At 60.9% G+C, this 18,068-nt stretch carries 13 protein-coding genes and 7 pseudogenes; 14 read left to right on the forward strand and 6 right to left on the reverse strand.

Annotated elements, in window-relative coordinates:
• Positions 1–274 precede the first annotated feature (274 nt).
• Positions 275–583: a hypothetical protein gene (locus AC0L3S_RS36870; protein WP_473284731.1), complete on the forward strand. Its 309-nt coding sequence runs from the start codon at positions 275–277 to the stop codon at positions 581–583.
• Between the two features lie 229 nt (positions 584–812).
• Here AC0L3S_RS36870 and AC0L3S_RS36875 read toward each other — a convergent pair whose 3' ends face one another.
• Entirely contained in the window at positions 813–2,675 is a 1,863-nt protein-coding gene (locus AC0L3S_RS36875; protein WP_473284733.1) for a reverse transcriptase domain-containing protein, read from the reverse strand.
• A gap of 864 nt (positions 2,676–3,539) precedes the next feature.
• Between AC0L3S_RS36875 and AC0L3S_RS36880 the strand changes: the two are divergent.
• Positions 3,540–3,725 (forward strand): annotated as a pseudogene (locus AC0L3S_RS36880) (zincin-like metallopeptidase domain-containing protein); the annotation flags it as partial.
• A gap of 489 nt (positions 3,726–4,214) precedes the next feature.
• A pseudogene (locus tag AC0L3S_RS36885) lies at positions 4,215–4,530 on the forward strand (DUF736 domain-containing protein).
• Positions 4,531–4,800: 270 nt separating this feature from the next.
• Here AC0L3S_RS36885 and AC0L3S_RS36890 read toward each other — a convergent pair.
• Positions 4,801–5,046, reverse strand: coding sequence for a helix-turn-helix domain-containing protein (locus AC0L3S_RS36890; protein WP_473284735.1), 246 nt, complete (start codon positions 5,044–5,046; stop codon positions 4,801–4,803).
• A 167-nt stretch (positions 5,047–5,213) separates the two neighbouring features.
• Here AC0L3S_RS36890 and AC0L3S_RS36895 point away from each other — a divergent pair, with 167 nt between their 5' ends.
• The 9 genes and pseudogenes from AC0L3S_RS36895 (at position 5,214) to AC0L3S_RS36935 (ending at position 11,358) form a co-directional block, all read left to right on the forward strand.
• Positions 5,214–5,486 (forward strand): DUF2285 domain-containing protein, encoded by a 273-nt coding sequence (locus AC0L3S_RS36895; protein WP_473284737.1) that lies wholly within the window; start codon positions 5,214–5,216, stop codon positions 5,484–5,486.
• 162 nt (positions 5,487–5,648) lie between these two features.
• Positions 5,649–5,843, forward strand: a complete 195-nt coding sequence (locus AC0L3S_RS36900; protein ID WP_473284739.1) for a transcriptional regulator domain-containing protein — start codon at positions 5,649–5,651, stop codon at positions 5,841–5,843.
• Positions 5,844–6,000: 157 nt separating this feature from the next.
• Positions 6,001–6,417 (forward strand): DUF2285 domain-containing protein, encoded by a 417-nt coding sequence (locus tag AC0L3S_RS36905; protein ID WP_473284741.1) that lies wholly within the window; start codon positions 6,001–6,003, stop codon positions 6,415–6,417.
• A 137-nt stretch (positions 6,418–6,554) separates the two neighbouring features.
• Positions 6,555–6,834, forward strand: a pseudogene (locus tag AC0L3S_RS36910) (helix-turn-helix transcriptional regulator).
• A 112-nt stretch (positions 6,835–6,946) separates the two neighbouring features.
• A pseudogene (locus AC0L3S_RS36915) lies at positions 6,947–7,736 on the forward strand (replication initiator protein A).
• A 289-nt stretch (positions 7,737–8,025) separates the two neighbouring features.
• Positions 8,026–8,490 carry a DUF2840 domain-containing protein gene (locus AC0L3S_RS36920; protein WP_473284743.1) on the forward strand — a complete coding sequence of 155 codons (465 nt, stop codon included), beginning with the start codon at positions 8,026–8,028 and terminating at the stop codon, positions 8,488–8,490.
• Positions 8,487–8,999, forward strand: coding sequence for a S26 family signal peptidase (locus AC0L3S_RS36925; RefSeq protein WP_473284745.1), 513 nt, complete (start codon positions 8,487–8,489; stop codon positions 8,997–8,999). Before AC0L3S_RS36920 ends, AC0L3S_RS36925 begins: the two co-directional genes overlap by 4 nt.
• A gap of 153 nt (positions 9,000–9,152) precedes the next feature.
• Positions 9,153–9,857 carry a lytic transglycosylase domain-containing protein gene (locus tag AC0L3S_RS36930; protein WP_473284747.1) on the forward strand — a complete coding sequence of 235 codons (705 nt, stop codon included), beginning with the start codon at positions 9,153–9,155 and terminating at the stop codon, positions 9,855–9,857.
• Between the two features lie 622 nt (positions 9,858–10,479).
• The gene (locus tag AC0L3S_RS36935) at positions 10,480–11,358 is read left to right on the forward strand and encodes an IS110 family RNA-guided transposase (protein WP_473284753.1); all 879 of its coding nucleotides are present in this window, start codon (positions 10,480–10,482) and stop codon (positions 11,356–11,358) included.
• 404 nt (positions 11,359–11,762) lie between these two features.
• Here the strand turns inward: AC0L3S_RS36935 and tnpC are convergent, their stop codons facing one another.
• The 4 genes and pseudogenes from tnpC to tnpA (AC0L3S_RS36955) form a co-directional block, all read right to left on the reverse strand.
• The gene (tnpC, locus tag AC0L3S_RS36940; RefSeq protein WP_473284749.1) at positions 11,763–13,292 is read right to left on the reverse strand and encodes an IS66 family transposase; all 1,530 of its coding nucleotides are present in this window, start codon (positions 13,290–13,292) and stop codon (positions 11,763–11,765) included.
• Between the two features lie 69 nt (positions 13,293–13,361).
• Complete coding sequence (tnpB, locus tag AC0L3S_RS36945) at positions 13,362–13,715, reverse strand: IS66 family insertion sequence element accessory protein TnpB (RefSeq protein WP_473284751.1); 354 nt, start codon at positions 13,713–13,715, stop codon at positions 13,362–13,364.
• The gene (tnpA, locus tag AC0L3S_RS36950) at positions 13,712–14,413 is read right to left on the reverse strand and encodes an IS66-like element accessory protein TnpA (RefSeq protein ID WP_473284755.1); all 702 of its coding nucleotides are present in this window, start codon (positions 14,411–14,413) and stop codon (positions 13,712–13,714) included. The genes tnpB and tnpA (AC0L3S_RS36950) overlap by 4 nt, the downstream gene beginning before the upstream one ends.
• A gap of 39 nt (positions 14,414–14,452) precedes the next feature.
• Positions 14,453–14,608, reverse strand: a pseudogene (gene tnpA / locus AC0L3S_RS36955) (IS66 family insertion sequence element accessory protein TnpA); the annotation flags it as partial.
• Between the two features lie 262 nt (positions 14,609–14,870).
• On the opposite strand from tnpA (AC0L3S_RS36955), the pseudogene AC0L3S_RS36960 reads away from it, so the two are divergent.
• Together AC0L3S_RS36960 and AC0L3S_RS36965 are read left to right on the forward strand one after the other, a co-directional pair.
• Positions 14,871–16,633 (forward strand): annotated as a pseudogene (locus tag AC0L3S_RS36960) (relaxase/mobilization nuclease domain-containing protein).
• A gap of 35 nt (positions 16,634–16,668) precedes the next feature.
• Positions 16,669–17,687, forward strand: a pseudogene (locus tag AC0L3S_RS36965) (type IV secretory system conjugative DNA transfer family protein); the annotation flags it as partial.
• Positions 17,688–18,068 lie beyond the last annotated feature (381 nt).

The raw sequence follows: 18,068 nt of genomic DNA on the forward strand, positions 1-18,068 counted from the left end.
GAAGAGCCGGGTGCGGGAAAGCCGCCTGCCCGGATCTGTGAGGGCGAAAGCCAAATGGCTGAGCTACTCGACCACGACCACCTCGCGCCTCAAGCGCACCAGTTTCGCACCAGAATAGTCCCAGTGAGCCGTCAAGAACGCGATCGAAACCGGGCGAAAACGGCATCAAATCCGGAATGCACCCGAAATGCTGCCGCTCATAACGGTCTGGTTGCAGGTTCGAGTCCTGCCGGGAGTACTTCGATGATATCCACGATTCCGAAGTGACCAAGACATGCCCGATCTCGCCAGGCACATCGTCAATCAGAAGGCGGGCCATTCGAACGGCAAATTCGAAGACCAGTACGAAACTGCCCTGGTTGATCTCATCAACCAAAAGCGCGCTGGCAAACCCATTGCCGCGAAAGCGCGTGCCCGCGGCGAGAACGTCCTGGATCTGATGGATGCGCTGCGCAAGAGCATCGGTGCCGCGGAGCCAGCCAATAGTTCAAAGCCGGTCCAAAAGCCTCGTAGGGTCGCCAGCGTTGAAAAGGAAGCTGATGGCGATCGCTTGGCAAGAAGCCGGCGAAGGAAGCCGCGGTGAAGAAGCCGGCGACCAAACCGCGGCGGAACTCGACTTAAGACAAAGGCTCATCTTCCCTGGGCAAAGGAAGGGTGGGCCGCCATTCGTTGAGGTTTGGCGCGTTGGGCGGCATCCGCTGGCCGCAGACCGGGTTCTCGTGAACCGTGCCGCTTCGCGTCACGGTAGGGTAGGCGCGGGACACCTCGAAGAGGATATCCCTACGCCTCCCCCCAAACCGTGCGGGCACTTTTCAATGCACACGGCTTTCCGTACGCGCATGCTCTCGACCAGAGACGGCTGCACGGCATGACGGGCACAGGACGATGGTCTTGCGCCGCCAACCGGACCGTTTCCAATCCGTCAGCGATCCGCTTCGCAGGTCTCCTACGCGGCGGAGGTGATGCATCTCAAATGGTCCCGTCGTATCGCCGCATGCTTCGCATCTGCGAGCGTTGAGGCGATCGATCAGATCATTTGGGCTTTTGACCCACCACGCCCCTGCTGTGACGTTGTCGACCACAGGACTCGTCCAGCAGGTTTGGGTCAGATGCTTCAGCCTCCACAGCTTGATGCTGCGAAGCTTACCACGGACCACGGAGCTGACCTCGTAGTCCGTACCATTCCACAGACGCGCCATGGTTCTCGCTCTCGTCGTCCGATGGCGCATCGCCAGCGTCTTCACGAGGCTGCGGAACACAACAAGCTCCAACAGTCCCAAGGCGCCCTTGAAGTCATCAGCAAACGAATGGTAGTTCGCAAAACCACGGAACTCTGAGTTATAGGCGAGGACGGTCGCGACATCGCTGGTAACCAAGAACTGCTCGCGCGGACGGCCGGTTTTTCTGGCGAGATCGCCATAGCCATGTCGCTTGCAGAACGCGGTAACCTCCTTCCGCGGCACTCGCAAACTGACATTGCCTGTGGTCGGCCGGCGTACCACGCGCCATGTCCGTCCATCCGGTCCCGTGCGGTTGGATTTGCGTCCAGCCCCGTAGGATGTGTATGTCGAGATGCGATAGCTCAGGAAGGTCACTCCCTTTGAAGCGGCGTAGACCCCACTTTTCTCAGGCGACACGGTGAGCTTCAATGTCTGCGTCAGGAACTGTTCGACGCAAGCCATGATCTCACACGCTTCCCGCTTGCTCCCGATCACGCCGATGAGGAAATCGTCGGCGTACCGGCAGTAGCGGAGCCTTTTGAAGTTGGGGTCCATCGGATCGACGGAAGGCACTTTCCGTCTTTCCTGATTGACGGCTTTGATCTCCGCGAACGCAGCGTCGATCTCGACCCGATCCGCGCCTTCGGCGCGGAGCCGTTCAATTTTCCGGCGGAGACTAAGGACGCGCCGTTCCAACGCCGCGTAGCGCGGGAAAGGACGTCGATCGCGACCCTTGTCGAAGCCCGCCTTCATCATCTGCATGTGCTGATCCAGCTCGTGCAGATAGATATTGGCGAGCAAGGGCGAGACAACGCCGCCCTGTGGCGTGCCACTGTAAGTGCGCCCGTAGACCCAATCTTCCATGTAGCCTGCTTTGAGCATTCCTTCGATCAGACCGATGAACTTGTCGTCATCGATCCGCTTCTTGAGAAGCCCAAGCAGAATGTCATGGTCGATGTTGTCGAAGAACCCACGTACATCCACTTCGACTAGCCACTTGCAGCCCGTCCAGGTCTTCTTGATGGACTTGAGTGCGGTATGACAGGATCGTCCCGGGCGGAACCCATGCGCCTCATCGAGGAACACCGGTTCGTAGATCGCTTCGAGCAGAATCCTGACCGCCTCCTGAACGAGCCGGTCTTCCACCGTAGGGATACCCAGCGGTCGTGTTTTGCCGTTGTCCTTCGGGATATAAACCCGCCGGACTGGCCGGAAGCGATAAGTGCCGTCTGCTACCCGCCTCGCGACGTCAGCAAGTTTCGCCAGCGACATGCCGTCGAAGGTCTTGCCATCTACGCCAGGCGTCAGGGCTCCCTTGTTGCGAGAGACCTTTTCGTAAGCCCGCTCGAAGAGATGCGGAGATCTCATCAAGCGGTGTAGGCCATTTACGCGCTTACCCGACCGCGACAAAGTCGGCAGTGATTCAATTCTTCTCTGGATGGTAGCGGCCTGCATCAGCAGAACCTCTCCGTCGAAGAATCTCTTCTACGCATACTGCAAATGCCGTTATTAACGACATCGTCCTTCCCCCGATCGGAGGCGCTTTCGGTCCGGTCACCCGGCCTTATACGCATGATCGTCCGCCTCGCGGCGGCTGTCCCGGCCATTACGTCGGGCATTTGGGTACTATGACGGTTCCGTCGCCATACAGGTCCTCGAAAGAGCCTGCTGCAGGCGATCCCGTAGTTGCGTGTGTGGGAAGTTGCGGCGTGTTTAGGTGTCCCATTCGTCTCCTTGACCCACCGATGGTGGTCGTCCCACGCGGACTGGTGGCAAATCGCACTGGCCGGTGCGATCTGCCCCGCGTGGCATAGCGTGTCAGCCGCGTTCGCTACGGCCAGCCCTTTGGCAACTGGAAACTGGGATTCAGGCAATACAGCTTTCACCATGCACACCTTACTCTGTGCTCTCCACCGGACTGCGGCATCCGGCTTCGAGACGTTTCCCGGCATGCTCTGGTTCCGTTCTCCTTTCGGAGTCTCAGTCGTTTCCGACACCGGTAAGCCGGGCAAGTAAGAGCCATAACCAGCAGGCTCCATTCTTTCGAACACTTCCTTCTTCTCCACGCCACAACGGCGCACGCCGTTCGGCTTCGATCCCCCGCGCAAAGACTGCGGAGCACCTCGCCGGGCGCACTCGGCAAAGGGGCTCGCCTCCGGCGATCGCTATCACTGCCCGGTTGCCGGGTGCCGCTATTGAAACGGTCCCGTGGCTGCACTCGGACCCGCGTGCCCCTTCGCGTCGCCATGCGCACGCTCTCCGGGTGTCATTTTCCGCTGAGGCGATGCGCCGTGGCGCACGCCTGATCGGACTCCCCGCACCAAGAGGTACGCGTTCGAGGAACTCATTGCAGCGATATCGTCAACTTACAGTTGCGCTTCGGCCGGCATCCTGCCGATGGTGCGGCACTGATTGTATCGGCTTCTGGCTTGAGGTGTCCAAGAGGACAATCGCGCGATGGTGCAAGCTGCTTCAGAAACCAGTAAGGTTGCGGATCACTCTTAGTTCGCAAGACGCTGATATCAGGGCTTTGTTGCTGCTCACCACAGTGCGCTGCTGTCTCGTCCGATTGAGCCAGGTGATCCTCGTCGGGGGCTAATCCCGCGGTTGCTGACAGGTACGCTGGCTTCTGTCGGTTCGGAGAGCACGATCCGCTTTCTGCACGCCAGGTTCTTCGCAGGGAGTGTGGGGCCTTCTTGTTTGAGCCGATCGTTCGCTGGCTCCTAAATGCTGTTCAGCGCACGCGACCAAACTGGACTCTCATTAGCTCGATCTGGCCAAAAAGCGGCTGCGCCTCGATCGCCTGAACGCGACGCCGCGGGTCGACTTTCTTCCCCTGCGCTTCGCCCATTCCTCGCGAGACAAGAAAGTCTCTCCGCTGGCGTCCTCCGCTGCGCTCCGGCCCGAGGGCGGGTGCGTCGTCGATCGTCTTTGGCCTGTAAATCGCCATCGAGGCCGCGGTGGTCGCGGCTCGAAACAGGAAGGAGAAGTAACATGGCTAACCTCGGTTCTACCAAGAAGGTCGGGAGCAATTTCCAAGGCGAGATCGTCACCCTCAGCCTCCAGACCAAGGGCGAAGGATCGTTGCCCGAGACCAACGCTCCGACGAGAATGCCCCAACCCACCGCGTCTTCGTCGGCCCGGCCGAGATCGGGACGGCCTGGTCGAAGCGCTCCGAGGAAGGCCGCGACTGTCTCTCGCTCAAGCTCGACCCCTCCTTCAACGTACCGATCTACGCGAACCTTTTCGACGACGAGTAAGGCGAGGCTACACCCTGCTCTGGTCGCGGCCGCGCAAGACCGGCGACTGAGGTCCTGCAAAAAGCCCCGTCCGGTCCGCCCGCGGAGCTTCTCAATCTCAGGCGCGCTTCTCGCAGTTAAGACTCCGGCAGATCGAGCCGCCCTGCCCTTATCGGCAATTCGGTCTGCCGCGCGTCTACTTCCTCTAGCCTATCTGTCGCCGCCGGTCGGCAAGCCGGCCCGGCGGCGATGACGCGTGCTGTGTCCGGCGCTCGCAGAGCCTTCTGCTCGGCTGGCGAAAGCAAGCTTCTACCACTATCGAGATGGCCGCTCAGATCCAATTACTTCCGTTTGGGAGACTTTGTTCGTTCGGCGCGCGCCTCTTCGTCAGGTAGGACGAGATCGACGTGGCTGACGCCCAATGTGCTGGCGAGTTCAAACAGGGTTACGACAGTTGGATTACGGCGGCCGCGCTCCAGGTCACTGATATATTGCTGCGTGAATCCAGACATTTCGGCGAATTTCTCCTGCGTGAAGCGCTTCTGCTTCCGCAGTCTGGCGAAATTCCGCCCGACCAACTTGCGCATGTCCATCCGCGCAACTTGCGGCTTTACATACTATGAGGTTTATCTCCTATAATATGTATCAGGCTCCTTCGTTGGCCGCGGGAGCCGGAATGAGGCTAAAGTGAGACCTGCGGGATCGTACTACCGCCTCGGCAGATTAGAATCATTCACCGTTTTGCTGGGATATCATGATGAAGTCTGAGCTAGACCCTGACGTCGCGGATGTCGCGCCAACCGACTCGGTGCTGACGGTCTATGACGAGCAACACATCATCACGTACACGCGCCTTTTGCAGGCCGAAAGCGAGGGGGCCGACTGGAGGGAGGTCGCTCGAATAGTGCTGCATATTGATCCGGAGCGAGAGCCCGATCGCGCGCGCAACGCATACCTGAGCCATCTTGCACGCGCTAAGTGGGTTACACAAAAGGGACGTCTCTTGCGCGGCGCCGGCTCAAAATAGAAGAAGTTCACCGACGCTATCCTCGTCGAGAGCACAATTCTCTTTGACCGATCGGTGGTCACGCGGGAGCACCACGTGGTGCCAAAGAAGGGGCTTCCTACAACCTAATCAATCAGAATTATTGCGCCGCAATCCTTAGCTTTGTGCAATGGGGCGGAACCAATGCCTGAATTCGACTGGCGGTCGCCGGTGTCTTACAAGAGCCTACAAGAAGCTGATATCACCGACATCGCCTGGGAATGCCTGCGCCGGAATGTCGATTACCAACGCGACTACCAGGCGATGATCGCAAACGGTCGAGACGCAAAAGTCACGCCGGAATTCAGGAGGAAATGGGGCATCTGCTTTCGCGCATGACCCGCAGTGCTCCTTCGGGGAGCAAGCCATCTTTTGGGCGCCCGAGGTTCTGCCGACTGTCATTCCAGTCGCAGCGACCACGTCGCTTCTGAAACGGTGAAACGCCTCAGCCGCTGCTAGATCTTGCAGCCGGCCAGTTGAGGCGCGCTTCCGATGGATGGCACGCCATCGTTCGTGTCGGCGCAGGGGAGATCGTGTCTGGCTGAAAGAGCCGCCAGCGATTGGCGCCAACTATGTGGCGGAGTTGCCGCTTGATAGCGATTTTGATGCTCGCGCCTATGCTGCCCGACGGCTCTGGCGGGCGATGAAGGGGCGCAGGCCGGGACCTGCCTGTCACGAGCTGCCCAGACAGAGACGCGAGCGGTTAAGCGCGGCTATCCGTGCGCTCGACGCGCACGCGGCCGGCAGCACTTACCGTGCGATTGCCGAAGCATTGTTCGGCAAGGCACGCATCCCAGATCGCGCCTGGAAAACGCACGACCTGCGCAATCGAACCATCCGTCTCGTGCAAGGCGGCCTTGCATTGATATGCGGCGGCTATCGCAGATTGCTGCGTCCCAAGCGCCAGGGCTAATAGCGCCGGCAACCTAGGGGTATCGAAAACACACTCGACCATCATCGGCATCCCCCTTCGCGGGCCTTCTCCGCGATGATGACCGTCGACGCGCCGCCGTTCGCGCCGGCGCTCCAGATAGTCACGGAGCCTCTCAAATGCCCGATCCGAACGCCGGCTTGCCGCCGCGATACTTGCGCACACCCGAAGCCGCGCGATTGCTCGGTCTTTCCGGCCGCACGCTGGAAAAACCGCACTTACGGCACAGGACCAACCTACCGGAAGATTGGTGGTCGCGTCGTCTACGCGCTCGACGATCTGAAGGCCTGGGCCGATCTGGGCGCCAAGACGTCGACATCCGATCCCGGCAAGGGGACTGTGTTGGCTGCCAAGAAGCATTCGACCCTGCGCCCGTATGCGGGCCAGGAACGCCGCTGATCGCCCCGAGAGAGCACTGGCAATGCGGCGCAAACCGCTTTCCGAACGTCATCAACTGGAACTGTTTCGTGCGCTGCACGGTGATCTCGCGCCGCGCGACCCGCAGGATCTCATGGCTCATCCGTCCTTTTCGCTGGCAAGGACTAAACGCGTTGTGCCGATCGATTTCCGTGCCCGCGCGATCGCCATTCGTGTCGAAGAGGTGCCGGAACACGGCATGGCGATCATCTGGGGTGCAGATGTCCTGATTTGGGCTGCGTCGCAGATCGTCGATACCCGTGACTCAGGCCTGAAGACCTCACGTTTGATGGCTGCAACCCCTTACCACATTCTGGCATTCGTCGGCCGAGGCACTAGCGCACGTGACTACGATCGGCTGAAGGCGGGTCTCTACAGGTCGCAGTCAACGACTGTGCTGACGTCGATCCGCCAGCCAATAGAACGACTTCGGCATCGCTTCTCCTGAATAAATGAATGGAAGGAGACGGCTGATGCAAATGGCGGTCCCTTCGGGCTCGAGCTGATTCTGTCTGATTGGTTCTATGCCGGCGTGATCGACGACGCGCTCGTGCTGACGATCGACTGGGCTTGTTTCGATCTGACGGCGGACTTGAGCGGTGGCTTTACCATCTTTGCGCAAGCACGGCAGGCGCCAGGAGGGCGGCTGGAGTTTCGACATTGTGCATCTCCATGCCCAATCCGGCAGCCTGTCGCCGCTCAAGCATTTTGCATACGACGTGCGGCAGATCGTTCAGCAGCAGACATTGCCGGCTATCAGCTCGTGTTCACGCGCGACCGGAACGGCAGCAAGCGACCGACCTTCACCCCTCAGCCTGTTGATCCCCTGGCGGCACGCTTGCGCCGTCGCAGTCTCATTTCAAATTCGGAGGGACAGCCTGTGAATCAGCTCGTGCTATCGGGGACCGCAACCCTCGTGCCATTGGGAACCGAATCCTCGTGCGATCCGGGACCGAGATCGAGCTCAAGCACTTGTTTGCCGGCGCTTTCCAGCCGCTCTACCTTTAGTAACCTGAAATCCTTCGGATTTATTCTAACGGACCAAGCTGGAAACCGCATCGCGGGCGACTGGCAAGCGCGGGGCGTCAATCCTCCTCGTCGGCAGAAGCCGCACAGGTGCTTCACCGCCGCCAATGCTTACCGCTCTCCATTCCCCTCTCCGAGAGAGGCGGCATGAGCAATCTCACAGAAGTGGAAGTGCTGTGGCTCGAGAAGCGTATCGAAAACCGCATTCGGTTCGGCCGCATCGTCGAGGAACGGAAGATTGATCGCCACCGGCGTGTCCTGTTATTCGCGCCAGGCAGCATCTTTGGTTTCGTTCGCTGGACGTCCAATGACTTTGGAGCGGTCATTTCGCGGATCGACATCCTGCGCGCGGTCGTGCCGGGACAGCGCTGCTCGACCGTCCCGTATGTGAAGCCGGGCGGGGAGATCTTGCTGCGTCTGTCCGGCTGGCCGAAGGTTGAGCGCGTGCTGCAGATGGTCGATGCCGTTGAGGTACTCGGCATCGATCCCGCTGATGTCGCTCCTGATCACTGGCATCACGTTCATAGCCGTTTGTCAGTCAACGAAAACCCGCGCGCCTACACGAAAGCGCGCCACCAGGCCTGGCTTCACCGTCAAAGGGTGATGCGATGAGACGCCGCTTGAAGACGCTGGCGGTGACGTTTGGCGCCACTGTCGCGCTCGTCGTGTCGATCGTCCTGGAGCCGTTGCCGCTTTACGTCTGGAATGCATCGGGGAGCGTGCCAATCGGTCTCTATCGCTTACGACCGACGGAAAGCTTCCATGTCACCGAACTGGTCGCAGTGCAGCCGCCGGAGCCGCTCGCGACGTTCCTTGACCTTAACGGCTATCTGCCCATCGGCGTCCCCATGCTCAAGCGGGTCCTTGCGCTGCCCGGGCAGACGGTCTGCAGAAGCGGGCCCACCGTCTCGGTCAACGACATTGCAATGGGCGAAGCGCGTGATCGCGATGGACGCGGCCGGCCGCTGCCGAAATGGCAGGGCTGCCGCGTTGTCGGCGACGGCGAGCTCTTTCTGATGAACTGGCAGTCGGACGACTCTCTTGACGGTCGATATTTTGGACTTCTTCCGGCATCTAGCGTCATCGGCCGTGCGATCCCGGTGTGGACGTGGGAGGAGTGATCATGCGTATTCGACGTGTTCCCCTTGCCATTCCCTTGTTCAAATCGATTGCGGGATCATTCCCCCGTGTCGATCGATGCCTGCAAGGCCGGCGGGAGCCCGACCGCGTGCTTGGGTCGGTTGGGCACGCCCGTTTGTGCTGTCGTGCCCCTGATGGTTCTTCTGACCGCGTTCGACGGTTCTGTTTTGGCCCAGAGCGGATCAGCCGCCCGGCCGGCGATAAGTCAGACCGCTCACTTATTTGCCGGTTTCATCAATGAAGCCTCACAACGCTTTGCGATTGCGCCGAACTGGATCCGATCAGTTCAGAGCATCGAGAGTGCTGGTGGCGTGAACGCCAGATCGCCTAAGGGCGCAATGGGCTTGATGCAAATCATGCCGGCGACTTGGGCGGAACTTCGCGAGCGCTACAATCTCGGGAACGACCCTTATGACCCGCACGACAACATCCTGGCCGGCACGGCCTATCTACGCGAACTGCTTGATCGCTATGGCTCGCCGGGCGTATTTGCCGCGTACAACGTGGGACCATCTCGCTATGAACAGCATCTCGTAGGCGGCTCTTTGCCAGACGAGACGCGAGCATACGTCGCAAGGCTTGCAAATCTGCTTGGCATCGAACTGCCGCCGACGTGGACGTCGAGCGGACAGTCATCAGCAGCTGCGACGCTATTTGTCACGCGTTCCGATCTCATGAAAACGCGCGCTCGGTTGCAGGCGCTGATGCCGTCGAGCGGTGCACGACTGCAATCTCAGTGCACGAAGTGTCGCGCATGGTCCCTGGGTCTAGTGGCGTGTTCGTACCTCGCCCCGACCCGGCAGCACCACAATGACCAGGTGTGCGGGTTCGCAAGTTAATGGCATACGGGCGATGCTTTCGGACGCGCTCTACTCGTCGCTTCTCTCCTCACCGAGGCAGCCTTCGGGTGTCTCGCCTTTCGGGTAACGATCGCCGTCGCAAACGCTCGGAAACGGCGGCCTTCGCAGGTCGACTGCAAAGCCGTGGCGGCTCTTTAGCAATCAATCGGCCACCAGCCGACCTTTTCGAGGAGGCACTATTGAAGAATCTACCGCAATGATCCGAACTGCATTTTGTCGCAAATCGCCGCAAGTGCCGAGGGTCTGTTGGCTTGGAAGTTGGGCCATAGAAACCAGCGACCGGGAGTCCACGATGGCAGGACAGGGACGGCTCTTCAAATCGGGCTTCGAGAAACCGGTGCACGAGGATAGCCGCCGCGTGGCCGAATCCGGAGCCTGGTGCAACGACTTAGGAGTTCGTTGCCACACAGGAGAGCTCCAATGAAGCTTTACGTTGGGTTGGACGTCGGTCTTGAAGCCAGTCTTGCATCGTCGATGGCGAGGGTCTCACCATTCGCGAGGTCAAGGTTATGACCGATCCAGCGGCGATCCGCTCCGCAGTGGAGGGCTACGCGGATCGCCTAAGAGAGTAGGAGTCGATGCGTCATCGCTGGGCATCTGGTTGTGTCGCGAACTGCAGCAAGCAGGCCTTCCGATCATTGTCGTCAAGGCGCGTCACATGCGCGTTTCGCTATCGACAATGCGGAACAAGACCGCCCGGAACGACGCGCGCGGAATTGCGCAGATGATGCGACTGGGTTGGTACCGCGCCGTTCATGTCAAGAACATCGACATGCAGAAGATGCGCACCTTGTTGACCAGCCGGAAGCTGCTGAAGCGCAAACTAATTGATCTCGAAAACCACATTCGTGGTGCGCTGCGGGCCTATGGATTGCTCGTCGGAGTAGTCGCTCGAGGGGCCTACGAAGCACGCGTTCGCGAGCTGATCGAGCACAGCGATCCGATCTTTGTGATGACCGTCGAAGCCATGCTGGACGTGCGTCGCGCCATCCTCGAGGGATACGATCGGCTCCATCGCGTGCTGTTGCAAGTGGTGCAGCATGACCCCGTCTGCCGGCGTTTGATGACGGTTCCCGGCGTCGGTCCCGTCGCGGCCCTGTCGTTCAAAGTCGGCGTCGAGGACCCCCATCGCTTTGCGCGAACACGAACGTTCGGCGCCCATTTTGATCTAACGCTGAGGCGGCACCAGTCCGGCACGTCGATCGACTTTGAAGGGCGCATCAGCAAACAGGGTGACGTTGCCGTGCGAGAGGCGCTTTGCGAGGCGGCCGCAAGCCTGCTGCTGCGGGTCAGAAAATGGTCGGCGCTGCGAGCGTGGGGCCTGCGGATCGCCAAACGGTCCAGCATGTTGTGCGCGATCACCGCGGTGGCGCGGAAGCTGGCGAGCATTCTGCACCGGATGTGGGTCAGCGAGACCGACTTCCACGTCGGGTTTGGCGCCAAGATCACGCAGCGGCTGCGGTTGAAAGCGGCGCAGTAGCCGCGGTGCAGGTGACGATAGATTAGCGCAGGGTCTGCGCCCGGCATGTTGAGGAGGAACGAAATTAGAGATCCGCGCGCGGTGAGCGTCGCCTGGCGGGGCCGCGAAACGGGGAATGTCTTTTCTTGCCTACTGTCGCCCTTCGGGGACGAGAGCGCCGGACTGCTTGGACAGCCCTGTCTACAAACCTGATGAAGAGCATGCGACGGCCGAGGCTGAACGCGAAGGAACGCATGGATCCCGCCTGGTGAATGCCGATCGCAAGCGCGGTGGTGGGGACACTTGTGCGTTGTTGATGCAGGGAGTCGGTAATGGCTGAAGTGCGAAGAGTCGAAGAAAAGCGTAGGAATGAGTTGACTTGTTGACTTTGTCCGCCCGTAAGCGTCCGGCCGGTGCACGTGAGGTCAGGTCTTGACATGATCGACTGGTTTCCAGCTCCAGGGCAGCAGTTCGTCGAGGCGGTTGACGGGGTGTCCGTCGACCATTCGCTGCAGCACGTCACGCAGGTAGGCGTAGGGTTCGACGTCATTGAGCTTGCACGTCGTGATCAACGAGCAGGCGATTGCCCAACGATGCCCGCCGCCGTCGCTACCGGCGAACAGATGGTTTTTCCTGCCAAGAGCAACGGGCCGGATCGCGCGTTCAACCGGGTTGGTGTCGAGCTCAATGCGGCCATCATGAAGGAAGCGCGTCAGTCCATGCCAGCGCGAGAGCATATAGCGGGTTGCTTCAGCAAGGGTGCTGCGGGCGGAGACGAGCGGAAGCTGCAACTTGAGCCACGCATGCAGAGCCTCAACAATCGGCTTCGAAAACGATCTGCGCTCAGCAAGCCGGTGAGCGGACGATTGTCCGCGAACACGCGCTTCGATCGCGTAGAGTTCGCCGATCCGACGCAAAGCTTCTATTGCCACAGGCGAACCGGTGGCCTCGGCAACCTCATAAAATTTGCGCCGCGAGTGGCTCCAGCAGGCAGCGAGAACAACGCCGTCTTTGTCGCCGAGCTGCTCAAAGCCGGCGTAGCCATCGACGTGCAGGATGCCTTTGAAGTTCGCCAGATGCGTGGCTGGGCGCACGGCCTTGCGATCCGGCTCGAACAGATAGACTGCAGCCGGAGGCTCAGGTCCAGCCCACGGCCGCTGCTCACGGGCGTAGACCCAGAGCCGTCCAGTTTTGGTACGACCTCGACCGGGATCGAGCACGGGGACCGGCGTGTCATCTGCAAACAGATGGTCGGAGGCGAACACGTTTTTGCACAGCCGTCCGTGCAATGCTTCGAGCCACCAGCAGGCGCCGCCGACCCAGCTCGCGAGTGTCGAGCGGGAGAGATCGACGTCGTGGCGAGCAAAGATCTGCGACTGCCGATAGAGCGGAGTGTGATCGCAGTATTTGCTGATCAGTACGTGCGCGAGCAGCGCCGGTGTTGCCAGGCCACCGGCTATCACTCGTTCCGGCGCGGCCACCTGCATCACCTTGTTGCAGGATCGGCAAGCGTATTTAGGACGGGTGGTTCGGACGACACGGAGCTGAGCTGGCACCCAGTCCAACATCTCACTGACGCTCTCGCCGACCAGGTGAAGAGCGCTTCCACAGCAGCTGCAAACGTCGCCTTGGACGTCGAGCAGAACGTCTTCACGCGGCAGGTGGTCTGGCAAAGCTCTGCGTCGCGGCTGCGTTGCCGCGGCCTCCGAGGAGCCAGTTGGGTGCTCTTCCTCGATGCGCGCAATGTCGCCGTCGACATCTTCCAATCCCAGCGCCAGCTGGTCGGGATCGATGCGCTCGGAGCGGCGTCCGAACTGCATTCGTTGCAGCTGTTTGATGATCGATTTGAGGCGCTCGATCTCACTGTCGCGGTGGTCGATGGTGGTGGCGATGTCGCGCACCAGACACCGCAAAAGCTCTGGATCGGCAGGCAGATTGTTGAGATCGAACCGCATGTCCGATGGTACTCGAACACGCTGATTCGAAGAAGAATCACAACTCAGTTTAGCACTTGTTTTTGCGGATCAGCCTGCAATTGCAGGCTTCCAAACACGCTCTGGAGCGCGCCAGTCGATGCCTTCGATCAGCATCGCGAGTTGAGCTGGTGTGAGTGTGATCGAACCGTCATAACCGGCCATCACCGGCCACACGAAGCCGCCCTGGTCGATGCGTTTGGTGAACAGGCAAAGCCCGTTGCCGTCCCAGAACAGGACCTTCAGCACCGATGCCTTTTTGCCTCGGAAGGCAAAGAGATGACCGGAGAACGGGTCCTTCTTCAGCACGTCCTGAACCAGCATCGCGAGCCCGTCCATGCCTTTCCGCATGTCAGTGTAACCGAGCGCCAGGTGCACTTTCACGCCCGCTGGAATCAACATCATGGCGCCATTTCTCCGCTTTCGATCTGTGCTCGCACGGCATCCGGATCGATTCCGGCCGGAGCGAAGATGCGACTTCCATCGGCGAGGCCAACGACCATCATGCCCTCCGGCGGGCGCACGAGATCGCGCAGAACATGCGCTGCCGGAGCGTCGTCGGGGATGACCACTCGGGCGAGCCTCGAGCGCTTCTTTTGCGCGATGCCAAATTGCGAACGCCAGCGGAACAGCAGCCCGGTGACGATCCCGTGCTTGCGCGCAACGGCAGAGACCTTGGCGCCCGGCTGCTCGGTTTCCTTCGCGATCGCGAGCTTCTCCTCATCGCTGAAGAAGCGCCGAACGGGCGCTCGAGGCGCCGTCGGATCGCCGATTTCCGCGGCTGTCAAGCGACGTTCGGGGGCCGAGTTCCTAGCACTAGTGCTAACGGCCGGGCGAGCGGAGGGATGAAGATGCGCGCGCCAGTCGATTGCGAGTTCGCCGGCGTCCAGTCGGTCACGCCATTTGCGCAACGAATGCGGCGACAGCTGCATTGCGGCGGCGTAGGCGCGCAGGCCCATTCCGCTCCAATTCATCGCCTCCACATGCATTGCCCAGAACGCCTGAGAGGCCCGATTGCGGACGTCCGCGGTGACCATGAACCTGCGCTGCTTCTGCTTTCGCAGCGCCTTTTCGCGTTTGTCCCGGCAGCGCTCGCGGCGCAATTCCGTCTGATATTTCTCGAGCTTAAGCGCAGTCTCGTCGCCGGCGAGCCGCTTCAGCCAGCGCCGAAACGTGTTCTCGGTGAGGCGTTGCTGAAGGCAATATTTACGGATTCCGAGATCGCTTCGGCGCCATGCCTCGATGTGCAGCGACCACCATTCACGTCGCGCTTTGTTCTGGAAGTGTTTCGGTCCCACCGGAGAATCTCCACAGCAGCAGAGAACCCGAAATGGAACGACATCGCACGAGGAGGAAGATGTGCAGAAACCGGACGCTTACGTCCGCCCGATTAGGAAAGCGAGATAAAAGAGGCTCGCCGGTCGAACCGCAAGCCATTGGCATGGCTTGGGTTCTGGCGTGCCGGTCGGTCGGGGCGCGTGCCGCGCGTTGGTTTTTGACGAATGCAATCAAAGACATTTTCGGCACTGCAGCTGTTTTGGCGCTGTTCGAGGCCCGGCGATGACCGTCGGCGACAGCGACCTGCGTATTCGGCCCGGGCGTATCCGCAGCACCCGCGCGCCGAAGCCGAAGAGCTTCATCAACCAAGTGCTACGTGCCGCGAAGAAAGCTAGACATACCTCTGGTCAGGCTGCGGCTGGCAAGCGTTCTGCGGCCTATGGGCGCTCCACTTTGGCCGCGGCCGGCTCGCCTTTAGTCGGGGCCGGTTGTTCAGTTCGGCGCGGCGCGTCGTGGTGAAAGCGCGGGTTGTGCGTCACAAGGGTCGTTCATTCCGCTCGGCGCCACTGACTGCTCACCTTTCATACCTGAGGCGCGATGGGGTGACCCGCAGCGGCGAGAGGGCGGAGATGTTTGACGCCGGCAGCGACCGTGCTGCCGGCGCGGCTTTCTCGGATCGCTGCCAGGACGATCGCCATCATTTTCGGTTCATCGTCTCGCCCGAGGACGCGGGCGACATGACCGACCTCAAGGCGTTCACCCGCGACTTGGCCAAACAAATGGAAGCCGATCTCGGCACGCGGCTCGATTGGGTGGCCGTCGATCACTGGAACACGGATAACCCTCACGTCCATCTTCTGGTCCGCGGCGTCGATGAGCAAGGGGCCGACCTCGTGATCTCCCGCGACTACATCAGCCGGGGCCTTCGCTCACGCGCCGAGGAACTCGTCGACATCGAATTGGGCCCAAAGCCGGAGCATGAGATTCGCAATGCGCTGGAGAGGGAAGTCACGGCAGAGCGATGGACGCGGCTCGATCGGGAGATCCAGCAGGCCGCCGACGAAACCGGCACTATCGATCTTCGTTCAGAAAGTTCCGGCAGCCCTGACTCCGAGATCCGGCGCCTGATGGTTGGTCGCCTTCAGCATTTGGAGAAGATGGGCCTCGCGGCATCTGCCTCGCCTGGGGAATGGATGGTCGGGCTCGAGGCCGAGCGTAGCTTGCGTGACCTTGGCATGCGCGGCGACATCATCAAGACCATGCACCGCGCCTTTATTGAGCGTGGGGAAGCCCGCGGCGTGTCGGACTACGTCATCGAAGGCGGACAGCCGACCTCCCAGATCATCGGACGATTGGTCGACCGTGGATTGCATGACGAATTGACGGGTGAGGCCTACGCCCTGATCGATGGAACAGACGGACGTGTGCACCACGTCCGCTTCCGAGGGATCGAAGACTTCAAACATGCTCCACCGGTCGGCGGCATCGTCGAAGTCCGACGCTTCGGCCAAGCCGGCGATGCGCGCCCCACCTTGGTGCTCGCGTGCCGTTCCGATCTCGATCTTGCTGAGCAGGTCACCGCAAAAGGGGCGACCTGGCTCGACCACTGTCTGGTCGAACGCGATCCCATGCCGCTCGCCATGGGCGGATTTGGCCGCGAGACCCGCGACGCCATGGAAGCCCGTACCGAGCATCTGATCCAGAAAGGCCTGGCGCGGCGGCAGGGCCAGCGCATCACAGTGCAGCGTGATCTCTTAAATAGCCTGCGCCGACGCGAGCTTGACGAGGTGGCAGCAAAAGTCTCGGCCGACACCGGCCTGCCTCATGTGAAGGCCGCCTCGGAGGAGCATGTAGCAGGCACCTATCGCCAGCGGCTGACGCTCGCCTCGGGACGTTTTGCCATGATCGAGAATGGGCTCGGCTTCCAGCTCGTGCCCTGGTCGCGCGAGCTTGACAAGAGGTTTGGCGAGCACGTCACCGGCATCGTGAAAGAGGGCGGCGGCATCGAATGGGGCATTGGCCGCAAGCGCGACCTGGGCCTCTAGTTATCTCGCCAATTCAATCGCAGAAGGGCGTTCGGATGTCCGGCACCAAGATACTCTGGGGACAAGTGGTCGTTGTGAGTCTGATCGTCTTGCTGGCCATCTGGGGAGCAACCGAGTGGACGGCCTGGCGGCTCGCCTGCAACCGGAACTTGGGCGGCCCTGGTTCGAACTGTCCGGTTTGAAGATGTTTACCCGCCCGTGTTCTTCTGGTGGTGGTTCGTCTACGACGGCTATGCGCCTCAGGTCTTTGTCGAGGGAGCTTTCATCGCGGCGTCCGGACCTTCATTTCGATTGCGGTGGCCATCGGGATGTCAGTCTCGCGGGCGCGTGAGGCGAAGAACATTGAGACCTATGGTTCGGCGCGCTGGGCGAGTCGTGAGGAGGTGAGAGCCGCCGGGCTCCTCGGTCCCGATGGCGTGGTGCTGGGTAAACTCGACCGTGATTACCTTCGCCACGATGGACCGGAACACGTGTTGTGTTTCGCACCCACCCCTCGCTGCTGACCTGGCCGGGGTCGGCCATCGTTCACGACATCAAGGGCGAGAACTGGCAGCTGACCGCCGGCTTCCGCTCGCGGCATGGCCGTGTCCTTTTGTTCGATCCGACCAACCCAAAATCATCGGCCTACAATCCGCTCCTCGAGGTCCGGCGCGGGGAATGGGAGGTTCGCGACGTCCAGAACGTCGCCGACGTTCTGGTCGACCCGGAAGGCTCCCTCGACAAGCGGAACCATTGGGAGAAGACCAGTCATTCGCTCCTGGTCGGGGCCATCCTCCACGTCCTCTATGCCGAGACGGACAAGACCCTGGCCGGTGTGGCCGCATTCCTGTCGGACCCCAAACGGCCGATCGAAGCGACGTTGAAGGCGATGATGACCATCCCGCACCTAGGCGACCAGGGCGCTCATCCTGTGGTTGCCTCGACCGCGCGCGAACTCCTGAATAAATCGGAGAATGAGCGCTCCGGCGTCCTGTCCACCGCCATGTCGTTCCTCGGGCTCTACCGCGATCCCGTGGTGGCCCAAGCGACCCGTCGTTGCGACGGGCGGATCACCCCGCGGCCGAACGGCCCGATGAAGTTGCGCCGAGCCCCGACGACGGCCGTTCCGGGCCGGCCGCATCACCAAAGGCCGGTCGGGCGGAAAGGATCGATCCCGCTGCGCTCTTGACAGCGATCGCCCCCTCCCTTCCTGGGCTAAAGACTTGAAGAGCTCACGCTGCGGGACTGTGGAATGAGCATCCAATGCGCTACATCCTTGTGAAGCCTTAGATGCACGTCCTGCATAGGTGCCCGACGATCTGCCCACCTCTCGGCAGGAATATGGGAGGGAGCCTGACTTATCTTCGGTGATCAGGTTCTGAGCTGCTGCCGGTTTGATGGACACCCGGTTAAGCTAATCCCACCTTGCGCTCGAACTCAACAGGGCTGAGGTATC

It is taken from the genome of Bradyrhizobium sp. Ken01, assembly GCF_055807355.1.

Coding starts and splice junctions, on each gene's coding strand:
- AC0L3S_RS36870 (WP_473284731.1), top strand. CDS start 275: ATGCCCGATCTCGCCAGGCACATCGTCAATCAGAAGGCGGGCCATTCG.
- AC0L3S_RS36875 (WP_473284733.1), bottom strand. CDS start 2,675: ATGCAGGCCGCTACCATCCAGAGAAGAATTGAATCACTGCCGACTTTG.
- AC0L3S_RS36890 (WP_473284735.1), bottom strand. CDS start 5,046: ATGCGCAAGTTGGTCGGGCGGAATTTCGCCAGACTGCGGAAGCAGAAG.
- AC0L3S_RS36895 (WP_473284737.1), top strand. CDS start 5,214: ATGATGAAGTCTGAGCTAGACCCTGACGTCGCGGATGTCGCGCCAACC.
- AC0L3S_RS36900 (WP_473284739.1), top strand. CDS start 5,649: ATGCCTGAATTCGACTGGCGGTCGCCGGTGTCTTACAAGAGCCTACAA.
- AC0L3S_RS36905 (WP_473284741.1), top strand. CDS start 6,001: ATGGCACGCCATCGTTCGTGTCGGCGCAGGGGAGATCGTGTCTGGCTG.
- AC0L3S_RS36920 (WP_473284743.1), top strand. CDS start 8,026: ATGAGCAATCTCACAGAAGTGGAAGTGCTGTGGCTCGAGAAGCGTATC.
- AC0L3S_RS36925 (WP_473284745.1), top strand. CDS start 8,487: ATGAGACGCCGCTTGAAGACGCTGGCGGTGACGTTTGGCGCCACTGTC.
- AC0L3S_RS36930 (WP_473284747.1), top strand. CDS start 9,153: ATGGTTCTTCTGACCGCGTTCGACGGTTCTGTTTTGGCCCAGAGCGGA.
- tnpC (WP_473284749.1), bottom strand. CDS start 13,292: ATGCGGTTCGATCTCAACAATCTGCCTGCCGATCCAGAGCTTTTGCGG.
- tnpB (WP_473284751.1), bottom strand. CDS start 13,715: ATGATGTTGATTCCAGCGGGCGTGAAAGTGCACCTGGCGCTCGGTTAC.